At 62.6% G+C, this 18,899-nt stretch carries 15 protein-coding genes, 1 tRNA gene and 2 pseudogenes; 7 read left to right on the top strand and 11 right to left on the bottom strand.

The window, feature by feature from the left end; genetic code table 11:
- The 3 genes and pseudogenes from BMW76_RS40560 to BMW76_RS40555 form a co-directional block, all read left to right on the top strand.
- Positions 1-593 (top strand): annotated as a pseudogene (locus BMW76_RS40560) (hypothetical protein); the annotation flags it as partial.
- Complete coding sequence (locus BMW76_RS28205; RefSeq protein ID WP_090871221.1) at positions 574-1,011, top strand: hypothetical protein; 438 nt, start codon at positions 574-576, stop codon at positions 1,009-1,011. The pseudogene BMW76_RS40560 and the gene BMW76_RS28205, both read left to right, overlap by 20 nt.
- A gap of 867 nt (positions 1,012-1,878) precedes the next feature.
- Positions 1,879-2,355, top strand: a complete 477-nt coding sequence (locus BMW76_RS40555; protein ID WP_143062340.1) for a hypothetical protein — start codon at positions 1,879-1,881, stop codon at positions 2,353-2,355.
- Between the two features lie 361 nt (positions 2,356-2,716).
- Here the strand turns inward: BMW76_RS40555 and BMW76_RS28200 are convergent.
- Positions 2,717-2,804: transfer RNA gene (locus BMW76_RS28200), tRNA-Ile, on the bottom strand.
- A gap of 186 nt (positions 2,805-2,990) precedes the next feature.
- Positions 2,991-5,036 (bottom strand): RNA polymerase sigma factor RpoD, encoded by a 2,046-nt coding sequence (rpoD, locus tag BMW76_RS28195; RefSeq protein ID WP_245763415.1) that lies wholly within the window; start codon positions 5,034-5,036, stop codon positions 2,991-2,993.
- Between the two features lie 61 nt (positions 5,037-5,097).
- Here rpoD and BMW76_RS42025 point away from each other — a divergent pair, with 61 nt between their 5' ends.
- On the top strand, positions 5,098-5,445 hold the full coding sequence (locus BMW76_RS42025; protein WP_245763414.1) for a hypothetical protein: 348 nt from the start codon (positions 5,098-5,100) through the stop codon (positions 5,443-5,445).
- A gap of 24 nt (positions 5,446-5,469) precedes the next feature.
- On the opposite strand, the gene dnaG is transcribed toward BMW76_RS42025, so the two are convergent.
- The 4 genes from dnaG to BMW76_RS28175 form a co-directional block, all read right to left on the bottom strand.
- A complete protein-coding gene (gene dnaG / locus BMW76_RS28190) occupies positions 5,470-7,353 on the bottom strand; it encodes a DNA primase (protein ID WP_090871217.1) in 1,884 nt (627 codons plus the stop codon).
- Between the two features lie 117 nt (positions 7,354-7,470).
- Positions 7,471-7,917: a GatB/YqeY domain-containing protein gene (locus tag BMW76_RS28185; RefSeq protein WP_090871215.1), complete on the bottom strand. Its 447-nt coding sequence runs from the start codon at positions 7,915-7,917 to the stop codon at positions 7,471-7,473.
- 309 nt (positions 7,918-8,226) lie between these two features.
- Positions 8,227-8,439 carry a 30S ribosomal protein S21 gene (gene rpsU / locus BMW76_RS28180; protein WP_012403240.1) on the bottom strand — a complete coding sequence of 71 codons (213 nt, stop codon included), beginning with the start codon at positions 8,437-8,439 and terminating at the stop codon, positions 8,227-8,229.
- A 76-nt stretch (positions 8,440-8,515) separates the two neighbouring features.
- The gene (locus BMW76_RS28175; RefSeq protein ID WP_090871213.1) at positions 8,516-9,751 is read right to left on the bottom strand and encodes a BaiN/RdsA family NAD(P)/FAD-dependent oxidoreductase; all 1,236 of its coding nucleotides are present in this window, start codon (positions 9,749-9,751) and stop codon (positions 8,516-8,518) included.
- A 135-nt stretch (positions 9,752-9,886) separates the two neighbouring features.
- Between BMW76_RS28175 and tsaD the strand changes: the two genes are divergently transcribed.
- Positions 9,887-10,912, top strand: coding sequence for a tRNA (adenosine(37)-N6)-threonylcarbamoyltransferase complex transferase subunit TsaD (tsaD, locus tag BMW76_RS28170; protein WP_090871212.1), 1,026 nt, complete (start codon positions 9,887-9,889; stop codon positions 10,910-10,912).
- 113 nt (positions 10,913-11,025) lie between these two features.
- Here tsaD and folE2 read toward each other — a convergent pair whose 3' ends face one another.
- The 4 genes from folE2 to BMW76_RS28150 all read right to left on the bottom strand — a co-directional run bounded on the left by folE2 (position 11,026) and on the right by BMW76_RS28150 (position 15,169).
- Positions 11,026-11,832, bottom strand: coding sequence for a GTP cyclohydrolase FolE2 (gene folE2, locus BMW76_RS28165; protein ID WP_090871210.1), 807 nt, complete (start codon positions 11,830-11,832; stop codon positions 11,026-11,028).
- A 146-nt stretch (positions 11,833-11,978) separates the two neighbouring features.
- Complete coding sequence (gene dxs, locus BMW76_RS28160) at positions 11,979-13,877, bottom strand: 1-deoxy-D-xylulose-5-phosphate synthase (protein WP_090871208.1); 1,899 nt, start codon at positions 13,875-13,877, stop codon at positions 11,979-11,981.
- Between the two features lie 96 nt (positions 13,878-13,973).
- Positions 13,974-14,855, bottom strand: a complete 882-nt coding sequence (locus tag BMW76_RS28155) for a polyprenyl synthetase family protein (RefSeq protein ID WP_090871206.1) — start codon at positions 14,853-14,855, stop codon at positions 13,974-13,976.
- Entirely contained in the window at positions 14,852-15,169 is a 318-nt protein-coding gene (locus BMW76_RS28150) for an exodeoxyribonuclease VII small subunit (RefSeq protein WP_177200521.1), read from the bottom strand. The genes BMW76_RS28155 and BMW76_RS28150 overlap by 4 nt, the downstream gene beginning before the upstream one ends.
- Before the next feature lie 286 nt (positions 15,170-15,455).
- Here BMW76_RS28150 and BMW76_RS28145 point away from each other — a divergent pair, with 286 nt between their 5' ends.
- Together BMW76_RS28145 and BMW76_RS28140 are read left to right on the top strand one after the other, a co-directional pair.
- Positions 15,456-16,562 (top strand): aromatic ring-hydroxylating oxygenase subunit alpha, encoded by a 1,107-nt coding sequence (locus BMW76_RS28145; protein ID WP_090871204.1) that lies wholly within the window; start codon positions 15,456-15,458, stop codon positions 16,560-16,562.
- Between the two features lie 110 nt (positions 16,563-16,672).
- Positions 16,673-17,542, top strand: a complete 870-nt coding sequence (locus tag BMW76_RS28140; RefSeq protein WP_090871202.1) for a sulfurtransferase — start codon at positions 16,673-16,675, stop codon at positions 17,540-17,542.
- A 295-nt stretch (positions 17,543-17,837) separates the two neighbouring features.
- On the opposite strand, the pseudogene BMW76_RS28135 reads toward BMW76_RS28140, so the two are convergent.
- Positions 17,838-18,709: pseudogene (locus tag BMW76_RS28135) on the bottom strand (dienelactone hydrolase family protein).
- Between the last annotated feature and the right edge of the window lie 190 nt (positions 18,710-18,899).

The raw sequence follows: 18,899 nt of genomic DNA, 5'->3' as shown, positions 1-18,899 counted from the left end.
GGCGAACAGGGGCGGTGAACATGCAGGCATCCGGTCTCGTGTCTGATGCTTCCCTTCAGCTCCAGCTGAAACACGTTTCACGCGCAATGAGTCTGTATTACGGCCGCGGGTATGCGCGTGTTCGCCTTGAAGATGATGCTCAGGCGCTCTATGTGCGAACCCTGTATGAAACCCTCGGCAGGCAACTCGTGCGCATGACCGCAGACCGTTATGTCAGTCCGCACGGGCAAGCGCGCAAAGATGAGATCGTACGGCTCATCGACGCAAGGGATGTGAAGAAGCTGACGAAGCTCGCCAGGGAAGGCCGCGTGGCGTGCCGCGAGATCCTGATTGGCGTATGCACGAACCGTCAGCCATGCCCCTATGGCGGCATCGAGTCCATTGCGCATTGTGGCGGCGGTGATGCCGGCCAGGGTGGAAAGCCCTGTCCTGACGTCCTGTACGACAGAAGCAAGGTTGATCAGATCAAGGCCCTGGAGCGGCATCTGGACGAACGGCTCGCAGACGCGCCACCCGGCAGTCCATTGCGGGCATCACTTGAAGCCCAGAAACGCAGCGTGAGGAGTTTTTTCGATGTCGTCAAACCAGATTGATTCCCGCGCGCGGCCATCGGCCGAGGCAGCGTATCGCGAGGCATTCGAGCGTCTGAAACAAGGGCATCCCGAGCGTCTGCCTGAAGGAACTCCCGTTAGCCAGAACAACGTGGCCAGGGAAGCCGGCAGCGATCCCAGCGCATTGAGGAAGTCGCGGTTCCCTGGCCTGATCGCTGACATTCAGCGCTATCTCGCCACGCGTGTCGACAGGCATCCACCATCCCGAAGTCAGACACTTCAGTCACAGCGCAGACGCAATCGGAATCTGCGTGACCGGATCGAGGATCTTACGAAGCAGCGCGATGCAGTGGCCTGTCTGCTCAACGAAGCCAATGCAAAGATCCTCGAGTTGAGTGATCGCGTCGCTGAACTGGAAGCTAAACTTCCCTCAAATCTGACGCCAATCCCACGTCGTTGACGGGACAGGCATGGACAAATTATGCATGGAGTCCCTCGAAGGGAGGATTGCACTATGGACGTCGATGATTCACCTTACGGCCGCTTCGACACTGGACGTCGCCGACTGTCCATACCACGACAACTAACCGGTACTGCGGGATCGGACATTGGTGAAGGCTGCAAACTGCACAGCCGGTTTTGGCCTGGCTGACCGGTTCGGTGCTGGAGCACATCGCCTCGACAATGCACTCCAGCCCGCCCCCTCCCCAACGCCACTCTCTTCGGGAACCGAATGCCGATCCAGACAGGCATCGCAGTTCCTTGAACTTCGCTACCATCGGCAAACAAAACCGGAAGTACCGAAGTTTTCCGGCGCCGCAGAACCAAACTCCCCCGTCAGCTGTTCTGTGGCACCGCAATCCGGACGCTGTTGTTGCCAGAATCATGTGCGTCGCCGGTGCGGGACATATAGCCAGAACGGTGCCATCGTTAGCGAAAGTCTTGCTGGCATTGGTTCATTCAGCTAAATGAACGACCTCTTGATGCGTCGGCCACGACGAATGTTTCACAAGTGAATATTGGTAGAGCCTCGGCGGTCGCGAGTCGCGCGGACATTAATGTGGGGAGGCGAACAGAAAAAGTCTGAGGAAACGCCCAAGGCAGCGTTGCGGTGATGGTTCGTTTTCGAGGCAATTCGGCCTTCGGTAAGGCTCGATCCAATTATTGGCGAAGCGAATCGTCGCAAAAAAATTCGCGTTCGCAGACGATCGCGAAAATGCCGGTATGTCACAAATTGTTACAGGTCTGATACGCAAATTTTCGCCAAAATGAAGCGCGTTGATGGCGAGGGTCGACATTTATAGGTACGTATTACCGATATACCGGAGTGGCACCGCTTCCAGTTGATATGATTATTGGTAGTTACACTGATGAATACGTGTTTCTGTGCCTGAATCCATCACCGCATCCCTGCGTCGTCACATTTCGTTACAAGGCTGATACACGAGAGGTAAGCATTGCTGACCGGGACGTAAGCTGCGACGGGCCCACGCTCGATTTACCGGAGCGTTTAAATCCCATGTCGTTCGCCTCGTCCGCGCAGATCGGTATGCTTCACGCCTTCGCGCCGCCGAGCGGCGCCAATGCGGCATACCACAGCCGCCTCGTCGACGGTCTAGGCGCGTTCTTGATCGTCGGCAATGTCCGCGACAGCTCATCGATCAGCAGACTGTTCAGCAATGCCGGGTACGGCTCGGCGTCGACGAATGCGCTTTCTCGGCCAGCGCCCGGTCAATTACCTTGTGCAGTTTGGTTTTCAGGCCAATCCGATCGACGCCCGTTGCGACTTTTCCGCCTAGGATGAATCGCAGTCGTGCGTTGATCAAGGGCGCACCATGTCCGCGTTCGCAGTGAAGCCAAGCCTGATTGCATCCGCTAGCATCGAGCGAATGAGATGACCATCTATCTTATGATTGACGGCCTCGACAAAGATTGTTTCTCCAGGGCGATAAGAACTAAATCCAGGTCGCGCGCGAATCGATCGGTAAGCACGGGTTCCCGCATCAATGCAAGCCGATATAGCGGGCTGCGCTACACATCGCATTCGGGACGAGATAATCGTTGCCATCGCGGAAAGCGAGACGTGCACGAGCCTGAAGCTGAATTGCGGAAATGATCTACGGTTGCGGAAATCTTTTTACGGATCGTTATCGCCCGCAAACCTTTGGTGGGCCGGGTGGGATTCGAACCCACGGTGTCCTTTCGGAGGCGGATTATGAGTCCGCTGCCTGCAACCAGCACGGCGTCCGGCCCAACGATGCTTCACGACGGAAGCAGGAGGGAACCAACAAAAAGACCCGGTCTGAAGGCCGGGCCTGTTCGTTGATTGGCCGACATACTACACGAAAAAAGGGCTTCCGTGATCGCTTCGCTGAACAAAGCGATCGGGAAGCCCCATGCGCAGATCAGGTCAGCGAGCGGCCACCGAACGCGCCTCGATCAGTTGCCTTCGAGGAACGACTTCAGCTTGTCCGAGCGGCTCGGGTGACGCAGCTTGCGCAGCGCCTTCGCCTCGATCTGCCGGATACGCTCACGCGTCACGTCGAACTGCTTGCCGACTTCTTCCAGCGTATGGTCCGTGCTCATTTCGATGCCGAAACGCATGCGCAGCACCTTCGCTTCGCGCGGCGTCAGCGAATCGAGCACGTCCTTCACGACATCGCGCATGCTCGCGTGCAACGCGGCGTCGGACGGCGCGACCGTGTTCGTGTCTTCGATAAAGTCGCCGAGATGCGAATCGTCGTCGTCGCCGATGGGCGTTTCCATCGAGATCGGCTCTTTCGCGATCTTCATGATCTTGCGGATCTTGTCTTCCGGCATCTCCATCTTCTCGGCCAGCGTCGCGGGATCGGGCTCAAGGCCCGTTTCCTGCAGAATCTGACGCGAGATGCGGTTCATCTTGTTGATCGTTTCGATCATGTGCACCGGAATACGGATCGTGCGCGCCTGGTCCGCGATCGAGCGCGTAATGGCCTGGCGGATCCACCACGTCGCGTACGTCGAGAACTTGTAGCCGCGGCGATATTCGAACTTGTCCACCGCCTTCATCAGGCCGATATTCCCTTCCTGGATCAGGTCGAGGAACTGCAGGCCACGGTTCGTGTACTTCTTCGCAATCGAGATCACGAGACGCAGGTTCGCTTCCGTCATCTCGCGCTTCGCCTGACGCGCCTTCAGTTCGCCCGCCGCCATCTGGCGGTTGGTTTCCTTCAGGTCCTTCAGCGGCAGCACGACGCGCGCCTGCAAGTCCAGCAGACGCTGCTGCTGTTCACGGATAGCGGGCACGTTACGCGACAGGATCGCGCTGTACGAGTGGTTCTCGGCGACGATCTTGTCCGCCCATTCGAGGTCCGTCTCGTTGCCCGGGAAACGCCCGATGAACTCGGCACGCGGCATGCCGCACTTGTCGACCACCGTATGCAGGATCTGACGCTCGACCTGGCGCACTTCGTCCACCTGCGCGCGCAGCGTGTCGCACAGACGCTCGACGGTGCGCGCGGTGAAGCGGATCATCATCAGCTCGTCCTGAATCGTTTCCTGCGCCTTCAGGTAGGACTTGGACTTGTAGCCTTCCTTCTCGAACGCGCGGCGCATCTTGTCGAACCATTCGCTGATCAGCGCGAATTTTTCGAGCGACAGGCGCTTCAGTTCCTCGAGCTGCGCGGCGTTGGCCGTCGCTTGCGCGGCGCCATCGTCGTCTTCCTCTTCTTCGTCCTCGTCTTCTTCCGCTTCTTCGTCTTCGTTTTCGATCGCTTCGGCTTCCTGTTCGGAGAAGCCGTCCGCGTCTTCTGCGTTCGCGTCGATCAGGCCGTCGACGAGCTCGTCGATGCGGATCTCTTCATTCGCGACGCGCTCAGCCATCGCGAGAATATCGGCGATCGTGGTCGGGCACGCGGAGATGGCCATCACCATGTGCTTCAAGCCGTCTTCGATGCGCTTTGCGATCTCGATTTCGCCTTCGCGCGTGAGCAGCTCGACGGTGCCCATCTCGCGCATGTACATACGTACCGGGTCGGTCGTGCGGCCGAATTCGGAGTCGACAGTGGAAAGCGCGACTTCCGCTTCCTCTTCCACTTCATCGTCCGACGAAGCGTTGGGTGCGTTGTCGTTCAGCAGCAGCGTTTCGGCATCGGGCGCCTGCTCGTAGACGGCGACACCCATATCGTTGAACGTGCTGATAATGCCTTCGATCGCCTCGGTTTCTGTGAAGTTGTCCGGGAGGTGGTCGTTGATCTCGCCATAGGTCAGGAAGCCGCGCTCCTTGCCGAGCTTGATCAGCGCACGCAGCTTCGAGCGACGCTCTTCAAGCTCCTCGACGGTGCCAGGCTGCGAAGACGCGAACGCGTCCTTGAGCAGCGCCTTTTCCTTTGCGCGGCGGTCGCGTGCCCTGGCCTTTTCGCCTTTGCCCGGAGCGGGGGTTGCAGCTGCTTCTTCGCTCTGGGTTGCGTCGTCATCGACGGATACTTCGTTCAGCTTTTTCGTCATGGAGTTCGCCATACCGGCTGTAGTCTCGACTGCCGGCTGCTGGACAACAGCCGGTTGAACCGTGGATACCAAAGACTCGCGGGGAGCCGCATCGTCCTGCGCGACATCCGCTTCCCTTTCGCTTCTGACTCCTTGCCGCTTCGCTACCGACGCCACCGACTTCGATGTCACCGATGCCGCTCTCGCGGCTGAAGAGGTCGAGGCTTTCTTCCGGGCTACTGGCGTGGCGGTTTCGGCAGACGCCTTTCTGGCGGAAGAAGCCGGCCTGGCTGCGCTGACCCTGGTGGTCTTTTTCGGCTCCTCCGAGCCTTTGCCTGTCGCTCTTTTTCCGCCTGTAGTCTTTACCATTGCAATCGCCTTTTATCGCCTTTGCCTGGAAAACAAAACCGCTGAGAACCTTTTATTATAGCACCCGGGTTTCAGCCCTTCCCTTTCACTGTCCGAGCTGACGCTTCATGTCAGCGCGCTTTTTCATCAGCTCCGTCAACTCCGAAAACTCCTCGGGGGTGTGCCTCGACTGACGCGACAATTGATCCAGCCGCTCGCAATACGCGTCATAGCGCATCTTCAAAATTGCCGCTTTCAATTCCTCACCGGCAAGGCGCTCGTGCTCACGCCGCTCTTCGGCGACCGTCGCGTCCTCGGGATTCTTCAACAGCAGATCCCGGACGTTTTCATCATAGTCCAGAATTTCGCGGAAGATTTCCTCGAAGGTGGGGGCGTTGGCCCCGTTTCGCAACAGATCGGACAACAACTGAAATTCCGCCGTGTCGCCCAGCCCGCGCGCGTGCGTCGTGACTTCCTCGAACAGTTCGCCGTGCCGCGTGACCTGTAGCAGCGCCTGCTCCTCTTCTTCGTCGAGCGCCGCGACGATGCGCGGATGCATCACCAGATTCCGCAGCGCCCGCTGCTCGATGCCCGTGACGCTGCGGCGATCTTTGCGGGCAGGCGCGCTGCGTGCTACGGCCGCGATCCGCGCATCGACTTCGCATAGCGCGGCCACTTCCTCGAACGGCACGTCGAGCCGGTCGGCGAACATATGCATGATCTGCGCGCGCAAAGCGTTTGCGGGCAGCATCTGCAAGAGCGGCTTCGCGTCGAAGAGCGCCCGCGCGCGGCCTTCCGGCTGATCCAGTTCCTTGCCCGCCAGCACTTCGTTCAGCAGGAACTGCGACAGCGGCATTGCGCGGCGCACCTGCTCGGCGAAGCCATCGGCGCCGAATTCGCGGACGTAGCTGTCCGGGTCGTGCTCCGCGGGCAGGAACAGGAAGCGGATCGTGCGGTTGTCGGCGGCATGCGGAAGACATGCGTCGAGCGCGCGGCGCGCGGCGCGGCGGCCCGCCGAATCGCCGTCGAAACTGAACACCACCGTATCCGTCTGGCGCATCAGTTTCTGCACATGAATCGGCGTGCAGGCCGTGCCCAGCGTCGCGACGGCGTTCTCGAAGCCCAGCTGCGCGAGCGCAACCACGTCCATATAACCTTCGACGACCAGCACGTAGCCCTGTTCACGAATCGCGAGCCGCGCCTCGAACAGGCCATACAGCTCGCTGCCTTTGTTAAATAAAGGCGTTTCCGGCGAATTCAAATACTTGGGTTCGCCGCCGTCGAGCACACGTCCGCCAAAGCCGATCACCTGGCCTTTCACGTTGCGGATCGGGAACATCACGCGTTCGCGGAAGCGGTCGTAGCGCCGGTTCTGGCCCTGAGCATCGGACTTCTCGCTGACGATCACGAGACCCGCTTCGACGAGGGCGTCGTCCCGATAGTTGGAGAATGCCGCTTCGAGGTTCTGCCAGCCGTCGGGCGCGTAGCCGAGGCCGAAGCGTTTCGCGATTTCGCCCGTCAGACCACGCTTCTTGAGGTACTGGATCGCGTTCGGCGCGCCGCGCAGCTGTGTGCGGTAGAAGTCGTTGGCCGTCTGCATCACGTCGGTCAGCGCCGTCGTCACGGCCTTCGATACGGCGGGCGCGTAGCCTTCGCCTGCCGAACCGCCGCCGCCCGAGCCGCCGCGCATCGGCGCGGGCTCCTGCGGCACGGTAAGGCCGACGGATTGGGCCAGCTCGTTGACGGCTTCGGGAAACGACAGCCCGGCGTGCTCCATGAGAAAGCCGATGGCCGTGCCATGCGCGCCGCAGCCGAAGCAGTGATAGAACTGCTTAGTCGGACTAACGGTGAACGAAGGGCTCTTTTCGTTGTGAAACGGACAGAGTCCCATGAAGTTCGCGCCACCCTTTTTCAACTGCACATACCGGCCGACCACGTCGACGATATCGACGCGGTTCAGCAGGTCTTGCAGGAAGGAATGCGGAATCACAGTGGAGACGCGGCCTTAAAAGGAGTGGGGCACAGGGGTAAGGCACCGGCGCAAGACACGCCCGCCGTGCGCGCAGCCGCGAGAGAGCATGCACGCACGGCGAAACCGGGGGCCGGCTTATTTCGACAGCGCGGCCTTGACCTGCGCGGACACGGCCGTCATGTCGGCGCGGCCGGCGAGCTTCGGCTTCAGCACGCCCATCACCTTGCCCATGTCCTGCGGACCGGCGGCGCCGACCTGCGCGACGGCCGTCTGCACTTCGGCGGCGATTTCCGCGTCCGACAATTGCTCGGGCATATAGGCGCTCAGCACGGCCAGTTCGGCCTGTTCCTTTTCGACGAGATCGGCGCGGCCGGCCGTTTCGAACTGGGCGATCGAATCCTTGCGCTGCTTGATCATCTTGTCGATGACGGCCGTTACGCCGGCGTCGTCCAGTTCCACGCGATCGTCGACTTCACGCTGCTTGATGGCAGCGAGCAGCAGCCGGATCGTGCCGAGGCGCTCGGTTTCGCGCGCGCGCATCGCTGCTTTCATGTCGTCATTGATTCGGACCTTGAGACTCATCGTTCACCTGAATGCGTGGAGTTAAAAAAGCGGGTGAAGACGCCGTGCAGAGCGCAAAAACCCGCTTGGGATCGTTCCTCAAGCGGGTTAGTACCCGGGCTGGAACCCGGGTTGGTCCAGATACACAGTGAATTCGCTGAATTCGCGCATCTGGATGCGGCCTTACGGAACTCTGACCGAACCGGCCTGGGGCCGTTTGGGACCGTTCGAGGCCGGTTGCCGCAGCGCCGGCACGCTTGCGCGCCGTCACCTTGTGTGAGCCGCTGCTTTCGCGGAAACATTGGGCGAGAGCCGCGACTTCATGTTGAATCAGTAAAACTTCTTGGGCAATTGCTGGCTGCGCAGGCGCTTGAAATGGCGCTTCACCGCAGCCGCCTTTTTCCGCTTGCGCTCAGACGTCGGCTTCTCGTAAAACTCGCGCGCACGTAGTTCGGTCAGCAGGCCGTTCTTTTCGATCGTGCGCTTGAAGCGGCGCATCGCGACTTCAAAAGGCTCGTTTTCTTTTACGCGGATAGTCGTCATCTTTCAATAACGGAGCTTGGCAAAGAAGGGAAAGTATAGCAGGTGTTTCGCACAATCGTATGACGGTGTCAAGCCCTCATTTTGCGAGTGCCTGACCGTGCGTTCCGACGTATTCGGCGGCCGCCTGGCCTGCCGCGACGCCCGATGCCCACGCCCACTGGAAGTTGTATCCGCCGAGCCAGCCGGTCACGTCGACGGCCTCGCCGATGAAGTACAGACCGGGCATGCGCGCGCTCATCATCGTCGCCGACGACAGCTCCCGCGTATCGATGCCGCCGCGCGTCACCTCGGCTTTCTTGTACCCTTCCGTGCCGTTCGGCGTGAGGGTCCAGCGCGATAGTGCCTCGCCGACCCGCCGCAATGCCTTGTCGGGCAGATCGGCAAGACGCGCTTCGGCGGGCACGCCGTGCGTTTGCAGCCAGACGTGCGCGAGGCGTGTCGGCACCCATTCGGCGAGCAGGTTCGCGATCTGCCGCTTTGTCGCGCTTTTCGCCTCAAGCAGCGCGGCAACGGCGTCCTGCTCCGGTAGCAAGTTGATGTGCACGGGCTCGCCCGGCTGCCAGTAGCTCGAAATCTGCAGCACGCCGGGACCGGACAGTCCGCGATGCGTGAGCAGCAGGTCTTCGACGAACTCGCCGCCCGACTTCTTCGCGCCCGTCGCCAGATGCACTTCCAGCGAGACGCCCGAAAGCTCCGAAAACGGCTGCCAGTCGGCGGGAGCAAACGTAAGCGGCACGAGAGCCGGCCGCGTGTCGATCAGCTTGTGTCCGAACTGCTTCGCGAGACGATAGGCGAAATCCGTTGCGCCGATCTTCGGAATCGACAGGCCGCCCGTCGCGACGACGAGCGCGCGGGCGTGGATCGGACCGGCGTGCGTATCCAGCGTGAAGCCATCGGAATCGGCATGGCGCACCTGCTCGACGGCGAGGGGCCGACGCCACGCGATGTTGCCGGCGTCGCATTCGCTCTTCAGCACGTCGATGACGGCGTCGCTCGACTGGTCGCAGAACAGCTGGCCCTTGTGCTTTTCGTGCCACGTCACGCGATATTGCTTGAGCAGCGCCATGAAATCGCGCGGCGTGTAGCGCGCCAGCGCGGAGCGGCAGAAATGCGGATTCGCCGACAGATAATTCGCGGGCCCAGCGTACAGATTCGTGAAGTTGCAGCGGCCGCCGCCCGAGATGCGGATCTTTTCGGCGAGCCGCACCGCGTGGTCGATCAGCACGACGCGCCGGCCGAGCTGACCCGCCACCGATGCGCACATCATGCCCGCCGCGCCCGCGCCGATTACGGCGATATCGAAGGATTCCATGGGGCTGCATTGTAACCGGCGCGAGGGGGCGGCTCCGGCACCGCAACGCCCGCGCTGCTATACTTTCAGGTTCCTTTTTGATGTTTCGGGCGCCGCTCACCGGGCGCCCCGACTGTCTCCGACTGGCGTTCAATCATGCTCGTTCTCGGCATAGAAAGCTCCTGCGACGAAACCGGCCTCGCGCTCTACGACACCGAGCGCGGCCTGCTAGCGCACGCGCTGCATTCGCAGATCGCGATGCATCGCGAATACGGCGGCGTGGTGCCGGAGCTGGCATCGCGCGACCATATCCGGCGCGCGCTGCCGCTGCTCGAAGAGGTGCTGGAGCGCTCGGGCGCCGCGCGCGGCGACATCGACGCGATTGCCTATACGCAAGGTCCGGGGCTCGCCGGCGCGCTGCTGGTCGGCGCGAGCATCGCCAATTCGCTCGCGATGGCGTGGAACAAGCCGACCATCGGCATTCATCACCTGGAAGGGCATTTGCTGTCGCCGCTGCTGGTCGACGCGCCGCCGCCGTTTCCGTTCGTCGCGCTGCTCGTGTCGGGCGGCCATACGCAACTGATGCGCGTCACCGACGTGGGCGTCTACGAGACGCTCGGCGAAACACTCGACGACGCCGCCGGCGAAGCCTTCGACAAAACCGCGAAGCTGCTCGGCCTCGGCTATCCGGGCGGACCGGAAGTGTCGCGGCTCGCGGAATTCGGCACGCCGGGCGCGGTCGTGCTGCCGCGTCCGATGCTCCACTCGGGCGACCTCGATTTCAGCTTCAGCGGCCTTAAGACGGCCGTGCTGACGCACGTGAAGAAGCTCGGAAGCAATGTCTGCGAGCAGGCCAAGGCCGATCTCGCGCGCGGCTTCGTCGACGCAGCCGTCGACGTGCTGGCCGCGAAGTCGCTCGCCGCGCTGAAGAAGACGAAGCTCAAGCGTCTCGTGGTGGCGGGCGGCGTCGGCGCGAACCGGCAGTTGCGCGAGGCGCTGTCCGCGGCGGCAAAGAAGCGCGGCTTCGACGTGCATTACCCGGACCTGTCGCTGTGCACCGACAACGGCGCGATGATCGCGCTCGCGGGCGCGCTGCGGCTGCAACGCTGGCCCGCGCAGGCCGCGAACGATTACGCGTTCACCGTGAAGCCGCGCTGGGACCTGTCGTCGCTGGCGCGCTGAGGCGCTTTCCTCGCAAAGCCGACAACGGTGTCGCCGCCGCGAGGTGCATAACACAATGTAAAACGGCCGCTCATCGCTGAGCGGCCGTTTGCCTGTTGAAGGCAGCGAAGCGGTCAGGCCTTGCGCTTGTCGTTCTCGATCACCGCATACGCGCTGTGATTGTGGATCGACTCGAAGTTCTCCGCTTCGAGCACATACGCGACGATCCGCCGATCTTCATTCAAACGTGTTGCGACGTCGCGCACCAGGTCTTCGACGAACTTCGGATTCTCATACGCGCGCTCGGTCACGAACTTTTCGTCGGGACGCTTGAGCAGGCCCCATAGCTCGCACGACGCCTCGTCTTCGGCGATACGGATCAGATCTTCGACGGGCATATCGTCGACCAGCTCGGCGTCGATCGTCACATGCGAGCGCTGGTTGTGCGCGCCGTACTCCGAGATCTTCTTCGAGCACGGGCACAGGCTCGTCACGGGCACCAGCACTTTCAGGAACAGACGCGTCGCGCCGTTGCGCGAATCGGCCGTGAGCGTCACTTCGTAGTCCAGCAGACTTTGCACGCCCGACACGGGCGCCGTCTTGTTGACGAAGTACGGGAACGACACCTGGATACGACCCGCCGGCGCCTCGAGCTTGTCGAGCATCGACGCGAGCATCGCGCGGAACGCGGACGCATCGAGCGGCGCCTTGTTCTCTTCGAGCAGCGCGACGAAGCGCGACATGTGCGTGCCCTTCACCTCGGCGGGCAGATGGACATCGAGATTCCACGTGCCGACGGTCGGCTGAACGTTGCCGTCCGGCGTGCGGACCGTCAACGGATGACGCACCGCCTTCACGCCGACCCGCTGAATCGGAATCTGGCGGGTGTCGACCGTGCTTTGCACGTCGGGCATCACGAAGGCGGGGTTCATCTGGTTCATGTTCTTATCCTCAACTGACAGCGCGAATCGATGCGCAAAACGACAACCGCCGGCTTGCGCCGGCGGAGCCCAGCGGATACGCGACCCGCCGATTCATATTGGAGTAGATGCAACGGGCCGCTTATTCGTTCCGGCGGCCCGCCATGTTAAGCGACGCGTTTCACCGACTTGCCGCTTGCGTGCTCCACAAATCGCTCGCGGATGGACTTCGCGATACCCGCGGCATCGAGGCCACACGAGGCGAGCAGCTTGGCCGGATCTCCATGATCGATGAAGCGATCGGGAAGCCCCAATTGTAGTACGGGCCGGATAACCCCACTCTCCATCATGGCTTCCACGCACGCGGAGCCCGCGCCGCCCATCACACAGCCCTCTTCGACCGTGACGATCACGTCGTGGCTCTCGGCCAGCTCGCGCACGAGGCCGGCGTCGAGCGGCTTCACGAAACGCATGTTGGCGACCGTCGCGTCGAGCTGCTCCGCTGCTGCCAGCGCCGGCGCGACCATCGTGCCGAACGCGAGAATCGCGATGCGCTTGCCCGCCGGCTGCGACGTCTCGCGGCGCACTTCGCCCTTGCCGAGCGGAATCGCGGCCATCTGCTTGACCGTCGCGACCCCCGTGCCCGCGCCGCGCGGATAACGCACGGCCGTCGGGTTCGGCTGCTGAAGCGCCGTGTACAGCATCTGACGGCATTCGTTTTCGTCCGATGCCGCCATCACCGTCATGTTCGGGATACAGCGCAGGAACGCGAGGTCATAGGCGCCCGCGTGCGTCGCGCCGTCCGCGCCGACGAGGCCAGCGCGATCGATTGCGAACACAACGGGCAGATTCTGCAGCGCGACGTCGTGGATCAGCTGGTCGTACGCGCGTTGCAGGAACGTCGAGTAGATCGCGACGACGGGCTTCAGCCCTTCCGTCGCGAGGCCGCCTGCGAACGTCACCGCGTGCTGCTCGGCGATGCCGACGTCGTAGTAGCGATCCGGGAAGCGCTTTTCGAATTCGACCATGCCCGAGCCTTCGCGCATCGCGGGCGTGATGCCGACCACGCGCGAATCGAGTTCCGCCGCGTCGCACAGCCATTCGCCGAAGACCTGCGTATAGGTCTTCTTGGCGGGCGTCGTCGACGGCTTGATGCCTTCGGCCGGATTGAACTTGCCAGGACCGTGGTACAGCACGGGATCGGCCTCGGCGAGCTTGTAGCCTTGGCCTTTTTTCGTGACGACGTGCAGGAATTGCGGGCCGCGCAATTCCTTGATATTCAGCAGCGTCGGGATCAGCGAATCGAGATCGTGGCCGTCGATCGGTCCGATGTAGTTGAAGCCGAACTCTTCGAACAGCGTGGCCGGGACGATCATGCCCTTCGCGTGTTCTTCGAGCTTGCGCGCGAGGTCGAGCACGGGCGGCGCGTGGCGCAGCACGCGTTCGACGCCCGCGCGCGCCGCTGCGTAGAAGCGGCCCGACATCAGACGCGCAAGATGGCGATTCAGCGCGCCCACGGGCGGCGAAATCGACATGTCGTTGTCGTTGAGGATGACGAGCAGCGGCACGTCGTCTTCGACGCCGGCGTTGTTCATCGCCTCGAAGGCCATGCCCGCCGTCATCGCGCCGTCGCCGATCACGGCGATCGCGAAGCGGTCTTCGCCGCGCAGCTTGCTGCCGATCGCCATGCCGAGCGCCGCCGAAATCGACGTGCTCGAGTGCGCGGTGCCGAACGTGTCGTATGGCGACTCGTCGCGGCGCGGGAAGCCCGAGATGCCGCCGAGCTGGCGCAGCGTCGACATCTGGTCGCGGCGGCCCGTCAGGATCTTGTGAGGATAGGTCTGATGACCCACATCCCAGACGATGCGGTCGCGCGGCGTGTCGAACACGTAGTGCAGCGCGATTGTCAGTTCGACCGTACCGAGATTGGACGACAGGTGGCCGCCCGTCTGCGATACGCTGTCGAGCACGAAGGCACGCAACTCGTCGGCAAGCGGTTGCAACTGGCGGCGATCGAGGCGGCGCAGGTCCGCGGGGTCGTCAATGGTTTTCAGCAAGTCGTACATCGTCGTTCCATTGTAGGAAAACTTACGCGCCCGCACTTCGTTCGCGCACACCCGAATACGCTTGTGCGGGCGGCGGGCTTTCGCGTTACAGCCACTTCAGCTGACCCGGTTCACCACGAGATCAGCCAGCTCGGCGAGCCGCTGTGCGCGGGCGCCGAAGGGAGCAAGGGCATCGTGCGCGTCGCTGCGCAGTTGCGCAGCCAGCGCGCGCGACGCGTCGAGCCCAATGATCGACACATAGGTCGGCTTGCCGTCCTTTGCGTCCTTGCCGGCCGTCTTGCCGAGCGTCGCGGAATCCGTCGTGACGTCGAGAATGTCGTCGACGACCTGAAACGCAAGGCCGACGGCAGCCGAATAGGCGTCGAGCGCCTGCAGCGTGTTTGCATCGGGCGTTCCACCCGTCAGTGCCCCCATCCGGACGGCCGCGCGCAGCAGCGCGCCCGTCTTCAGGCGGTGCATCGTTTCGAGCTGCGGGCGCGTCAGCGTTTGTCCGACGCTTGCGAGATCGATCGCCTGGCCGCCCGCCATGCCGACCGAGCCGCTCGCGAGCGCCAGTTCGCGCACCAGCGCGGCCTGCTGCGCGGGCGCGAGCACATCCGATGTCAGCGCAACGAAAGCTTGCGACTGCAGCGCGTCGCCGACCAGCAGCGCCGTCGCTTCGTCATACTTGACGTGCACGGTGGGCTTGCCGCGGCGCAGTTCGTCGTCGTCCATGCACGGCATGTCATCGTGAACGAGCGAATAGACGTGGATCATTTCGAGCGCCGCCGACGCCGCTTCGAGGCTCCCGGCCTTCGCGTCCGTCAGCTCGCCCGCCGCGTGGCACAGCAGCGGGCGCACCCGCTTGCCGCCGCCAAGTACGGCATAGCGCATCGCTTCATGCAGCTTTGCAGGCTCCGTCGACGTCGCCGGCAAGTATTGTTCGAGTGCGCTCTCTACGCGGTCCAGCACCGAGCGCATCCATTGTTCGAATGTCATAGATCGTCTCCGCTGTCGGCAGCGGTTGTACCTGCTGTGTTCACGGGAAGCGGCTTGAGCGTCTCGCCATCCAGGACGCGCACCTGCTGCTCCACCTTTTCGAGTTGCTGCTGGCAGAATGCCACGAGCGCGGCGCCGCGCCGATAAGCTGCCAGCGACTCTTCCAGGTTGAGGCTGCCGCCTTCCATCCTCCCGACGAGCCCTTCCAGCTCAGCCAGCGCCGCCTCGTAGCTCTCGGGCAGCGGGGTCTGGTCGGAACCTTCGGCGCTGGCGGGGGACAAACCCGTCGTCTCGGTCGGTGCGGTCTTCGCCATGAATCGTCGCAAAATTAAAACAAGTCGGACATTCTACGGCAAAAGGAACCTTCTCGACCTGTAAGCGCACCAATCGGGGCAGGCGCGACGCTTGCGCAACACTTCTGTCGGCAGAAAAAAATCCAGCGTTTCGCGCCACAAATCGCGAACTTCGACGACATTTTTAACCCAAATCAGGTACTTAAGCGCCCCAAGGAGGGGGAAACGGGTATAATCGCGGGCTCCCTAAATCGAATCTTCGATGGTTGGGTTGTTCACTGCTTTCACGTCTTCATCGGGAGTGGGAATGTCCAATCTGAGCAATGCATTGCAGCTGAAGGCTATCCACAGCCAGCTGCCAGTCACGGCTTACTTTGACCAGGCGCTTCACCAGCGCGAACTCGAAATACTCTTCAAGAAAGGTCCTCGCTACGTCGGGCACGAACTCATGGTTCCCGAAGCGGGAAACTATTTTGCCTTGCCAGGCGAAAGCGAGGGGCGCGTGCTCGTTCGCAATCAGCAGTCGCAAATCGAACTGCTGTCGAACGTGTGCCGGCACCGCCAGGCGATCATGCTGAACGGCCGCGGGCAGACGGAGAACATCGTCTGTCCCCTGCATCGCTGGACGTACGATCTGAACGGTCAGCTGCTCGGCGCGCCGCATTTCGCCGACAATCCCTGCCTCAACCTCGGGGCCACGCCGTTGCAAAGCTGGAACGGCCTGCTGTTCGAATCACAGGGCCGCGATGTCGCGAAAGATCTCGCGCGTCTCGGCACGGCGAAACACTTCGACTTCGCGGACTACATGTTCGATCACGTCGAAGTGCACGAGTGCGACTACAACTGGAAGACCTTCATCGAGGTCTATCTGGAGGACTACCACGTCGTGCCGTTCCATCCCGGCCTCGGCAGCTTCGTCAATTGCGACGACCTGAAGTGGGAGTTCGGCGAGTGGTACAGCGTTCAGACGGTCGGCGTGCACAACGAGCTCGCGCGTCCGGGCAGCCCGACGTACCGCAAGTGGCACGACGAAGTGTTGCGTTACCGCGAAGGCAAGATGCCGGAGTTCGGCGCGATCTGGATGGTGTACTACCCGGGCATCATGATCGAGTGGTATCCGCATGTGCTCGTCGTGTCGTGGCTGATTCCGCGCGGTCCGCAGAAGACGACCAACGTCGTCGAATTCTATTACCCTGAGGAAATCGCGCTGTTCGAGCGTGACTTCGTCGAGGCCGAGCGCGCCGCCTACATGGAAACGGCGCGTGAAGACGACGAAATCGCCGAGCGCATGGATGCCGGACGCCGCGCGCTGCTGGAGCGCGGCGAATCGCAGGTCGGTCCGTATCAGAGCCCGATGGAAGACGGCATGCAGCACTTCCACGAGTTTCTGCGGCGCCAGCTCGGCACGGTCTGAGCATTCGTCGGTCGGCTATCGGCAAAGGAAGACGGGCTTCGGCCCGTCTTTTTTTGTTTAGACTACCCATATCGTTCGGCGCTGCCGATGCCAGTCTCTCAGGAGCCGTCATGCCACACACTCACTACACCACGCTGATCTCGGCCGATAATCTCGCTGAACGTCTGGCTGCCGCGCCGGGCAGCGTCTTCATCGCCGATTGCCGCTTCGATCTCGCCGACACCGACGCCGGCGAAAAGGCCTACGCGGCGGGCCATCTGCCACACGCGCACTATCTGCACCTCGACCGCGATCTGTCGGGCCCGAAGACGGGCACCAATGGGCGCCACCCGTTGCCGGATCGTCAGAAGCTCGTCGACCGTCTCGCCGAACTCGGCCTCAAGCAAGGCCAGCAGGTGGTTGCCTACGACGAGCAGGGCGGCATGTACGCCGCGCGTCTGTGGTGGCTGCTGCGCTGGCTGGGTCACGATTCCGTCGCGCTGCTCGACGGTGGGCTTCCGGCGTGGCAAGCGGCTGGCCAGCCGTTGACGCAGGACGCGCCGCCCAAAGTCACGGGCGACTTCAAGGCGGGCGCCCCGCTTGCCGTGACCGTCGACGCGCAGGCCGTCGAGCGCAACCTCGGCACGCGTGAGCGCGTGCTGATCGACGCGCGCGCCGCGGACCGCTATCGCGGCGAGAATGAAACGCTGGACCGCGTCGGCGGCCACATTCCGGGCGCGCGCAACCGCTACTTCAAGGACAACCTGACCGCGGACGGCCGCTTCAAGTCGGCGCATACACTGCGTGACGAATTCAGCGCCGTCATCCCGGGCGTAGCCGCCGAGCACGTCGTGCTGCAATGCGGCTCGGGCGTCACCGCGTGCCACAACGCACTCGCGATGGAGGTTGCGGGACTGCACGGCGCAGCGCTGTATCCGGGGTCGTGGAGCGAATGGAGTTCCGATCCGGCGCGGCCGGTGGCGACGGGCGCCAATCCTTGATCCATCGCTAGCCGTTCGCTGACCACGGCGCTTTTGCCTTGGTCAGCGAGGCGCGTCGCCAGTATCTGCGCGGCGCGCCCGCACCCAAGGCGAGCACAGTCCGACGAGCAAGCGGAAAGAGCGGACCCGAAGTCCGCACTGAATACCTTTTGGAAACAACTTTGTCACGGCTGTAAAAGACGACCGGACAGCCCGCGGCAACAGCATCAAACCGACTTGCAAAGGAATTCAACGTTACCGCAATGCGGCCGCAACACGATCGCGTGAAATCCGCACTTGTGACGCAACAGCACAATCAGCCGACGCCATGCTGCCTGAACCACGCGAGCGCCCGCTTCCAGCCATCCTCGGCATCGGCCTGCCGGTAACTCGGCCGATAGTCGGCAAAAAACGCATGCCCCGCGTCGTCGTAGACGACGAACTGCGCCCCCCGCCCCGCCTGCGGCCCTTGCGCGATCGCCTGCTTCATCTTTTCCAGCGAATCTTGGGGAATGCTCTGGTCCTCCGCCCATACAGCCCGAGCACGGGCACCTGTAGATCCGATACGCGGTCGATCGGATTGGCGGGCGTCATCGGCGTCTGATCGCCGACCACGCGCCCATACCACGCGACGGCCGCCTTCAGCCGCGGATTGTGTTCCGCGTACAGCCACGTAATGCGTCCGCCCCAGCAGAAGCCGTTGACCCCAACCCGGTTCACGTCGCCGCCGTGCTGGCCGGCCCACTTGAAGGTCGCGTCGAGATCGGCGAGCACCTGGGCATCGGGCACCTTGCTCACGACCTCCTCGTTGAGCTGCTGCATCGACGGATACTTTGTCGGATCGCCCTGGCGTACGTACAGGTTCGGCGCGACGGCCAGATAGCCCTGCTTTGCGAAGCGTCGGCAGACATCCGCGATATGCTCGTGCACGCCGAAGATCTCATGGATCACGATGATCACGGGCAGATGCGTCTTGCCCTTCGGCTGCGCGCGGTACGCGGGCACCAGCGTATCGCCCGAGTGGATGCCGACCTCGCCCGCATCGAGCCCTTCGCTATCGGTGTGGATGGTCTGCGCGGACACGGGCAGCACGCACGCCGCAAAGCCGCTGCCGAGCGCCGCCTTGATGAAGGTACGCCGATCGAAGGGCACGTGGGGAACGAGACTGTCGACTTCTGGCTTCAGCATGCGGTGCTCCTTGGTGAAATGACAAGGGTGAACGGCAAGGAAGGCAAGCAACGTTTTTGCAGGAGACGGGAGAGTAGGCATTCAAGCCAACTCCGATCGACCGCCCTGCATGGGACGGGAGTAAGTGCTCTGCATGGGGCCGCAGTAAGTGCTAAAGCACTAACTCCAGCCGACAGCTAAAGCGCCAACT

It is taken from the genome of Paraburkholderia diazotrophica (assembly GCF_900108945.1).
GTDB classification, from domain to species: Bacteria; Pseudomonadota; Gammaproteobacteria; order Burkholderiales; family Burkholderiaceae; genus Paraburkholderia; species Paraburkholderia diazotrophica.
Note: the sequence above shows the minus strand (reverse complement) of the source record. Positions and strands in the feature narration are given on the sequence as shown.